This is a genomic window from Streptomyces sp. NPDC054840 (assembly GCF_053611065.1).
This window is the reverse complement of sequence record NZ_JBSGZP010000934.1, coordinates 1-2,262: the sequence shown is the minus strand read 5'-3', so window position 1 is coordinate 2,262 and position 2,262 is coordinate 1. Positions and strand designations below refer to the sequence as shown.

Here is a 2,262-nt window from a genome sequence, read left to right as displayed (position 1 = left end):
GACTGTAGGGCACCGGCCTCCCGCCCGGACGGGCGGGAGGCCGTCTGTATGGGGCCGCGTGGCGGTCAGCCGCGCTGGATGCCCGAGGTGTCGTTCAGGACGCCGCGGCGGCCGTCCTGGGTCTGGGCGATCAGGGTGGCCGCGCCACGCTGCTCGACGGCCAGGTACCAGGTGCCCGGGGCGAGTTCGGCGATCGGGGTCGGCGAGCCGTCCTCCGCGTACAGGGGGCGGGCCACCGGCACCGCGAACCAGAACGGGGTGAAGTCCGCCGCCGGGGCCGGCGCCGGGGTGTGCTGGGCGTCCTGCGGACCGGGACCCGGGGCCGGGTCCGGCGATCCGCCGTACGGCGGGACCGGCTGCGGCGTGGAACCGTACGGGGTCTGCTGCGCGCCCGGGTAGCCGTACCCGGCACCCGGCTGGGGCTGGCCCGGCTGGCCCGCGTACGGCGGGACCGCGGCGGGCCGCGGTTCCGGGACGAGCTGGCCGGCGAGCGCCGGGATCTTCGCGCCGGCCAGGGCCACACCGGCCAGCGCCAGCGTGGCGAGGAAGGCGAGGATGGCGCCCGCGCCCAGGTCGAGCACGTCCGGGCAGGCGATGAGCCCCCACAGCGCCGACCAGGCGGCGGAGACGGCGAACACGGTGCCCCACGCCGTCAGCGGCAGGCCGAGCACCTTGCGCTCCGGCTGGAAGCGGGACGCGATCAGCAGACCGGCGGCGATGAAGCCGATCAGGAAGATGGTCGGGAGCGTCAGGTGGTTGGAGTCAAGGTCCCACGCACTCGGCCGGTCGACACCGGTGGCGGAGTAGAAGTCGAGGAACGAGGCGATGAACAGCAGCGCCGCTGCTCCGATCACCACGCCGTCGCCTCGAGTGAGGGAGCGGATGTTCACGTCTCAGGTGTCCTTCTCGGTCTCGGTCGTCGTCTCGTGGTGCCGCGGTCGCAGAACGTGTCTGCAGCAGGGCGGGCGGCACCATGGTACGGAGGTTTCCGACGGCCGAGATGATCGGGTCGACGGGTGGTCCCGCCGGACTCCCGAGGGGGCCTACCCGCCGAGGAAGCCGACGATGCCGTCCGCGATGCCCTGGGCCGCCTTCTGCCGCCATTCCGGACTCGTCAGCTGCGCCGCGTCCTTGGCGTCACGCATGTTGCCGCATTCGATGAACACCTTGGGCCGAGTTGACAGGTTCAGTCCGCCGAGATCGTCGCGGACGACCAAACCGGTACCGCCGCCGAGGTAGTTGGCGGGCGCGGAGCCGGTGGTACGGGCGAAGTTCCCGGCGATGCGCTCGCCGAGCTCCCGGGACGGTTCGACGATCTTCGCGGTGTCCGCGGCGCCGCCCTTGACCGCGGCCGGGAGGATGATGTGGAAGCCGCGGTTGCCCGCCGAGACCCCGTCGGCGTGGACGGATACGACAGCGTCGGCCTTCGCCTCGTTGCCGATGCGGGCGCGCTCGGTGATGCAGGGGCCCCACGGGCGGTCGGCCTGGTGGGTGAGGACGACCTTGGCGCCCTGGGCCTCCAGGGCGGTCCGCAGGCGCCGGGAGACGTCGAGGGTGAAGTCCGCCTCCTTGTAGCCGGCGTTGGTGGTGGTGCCGGTGGTGTCGCACTCCTTGCGGTTCGTGCCGATGTCGACCTGCTGGTCGATCTCGTCGGTGTGGTCGAAGTTTCCGGCGTTGTGGCCGGGGTCGACGACCACGGTCCTGCCGGTGAGCGGCCCCTTGGCGGGTGCGGGCACGGCCGCGGGCGTGCTCGTGCCGGCACCGGGGCTCGTACCCGTACCTGAGCTCTCGCTCGCGGCGGAGCCCGGCTTGGCGTCCCGCTGGCCGGGGGACAGGGTGGAGGGCGAGGAGGACAGCGGCGCCGAGCGGGACGGCCCGCCGGACCCGGTCCCGGCGAAAGCCTGGGTCAGGACCCAGCCCGCCAGAGCGGCGGGGGCGAGCGCGGCAACCCCGACGACGAGCGTGGAGCGCCGGGTGAACCAGGGCCGGTCCGGGTCGATGGAGGAGCCGGACTCGGGGGGCGGGGGGCTGTAGTCGTTGCGCACGCCGCGATGTTAGACCCGCCTCCCGGCCCGCGTCCGGACCATAGGCCGTCCGAAGGCGTGGTGCGATTGTCTGCCCGGCGCTCATCGGGTCGGATGACCGGCTGGTGACCGGCCAGGTCACGGACCAGGTCGTCTCTTTCGGATCTTGTCGGTCGGGCCCGCGTTGTCCGGTGCCGTGCATCGCAAGGCGGAGGGGCGCCCGTGTACTGGACGTACT

General features: G+C 73.2%; 2 protein-coding genes. Both read right to left on the bottom strand.

The genetic code is table 11. The annotated features are described in order from the left end of the window. Positions 1 to 65 precede the first annotated feature (65 nt). Positions 66 to 890, bottom strand: coding sequence for a hypothetical protein (locus ACWGIU_RS36140; protein ID WP_453712317.1), 825 nt, complete (start codon positions 888 to 890; stop codon positions 66 to 68). 153 nt (positions 891 to 1,043) lie between these two features. Continuing rightward, positions 1,044 to 2,045, bottom strand: coding sequence for an N-acetylmuramoyl-L-alanine amidase (locus ACWGIU_RS36135; RefSeq protein WP_453712316.1), 1,002 nt, complete (start codon positions 2,043 to 2,045; stop codon positions 1,044 to 1,046). Between the last annotated feature and the right edge of the window lie 217 nt (positions 2,046 to 2,262).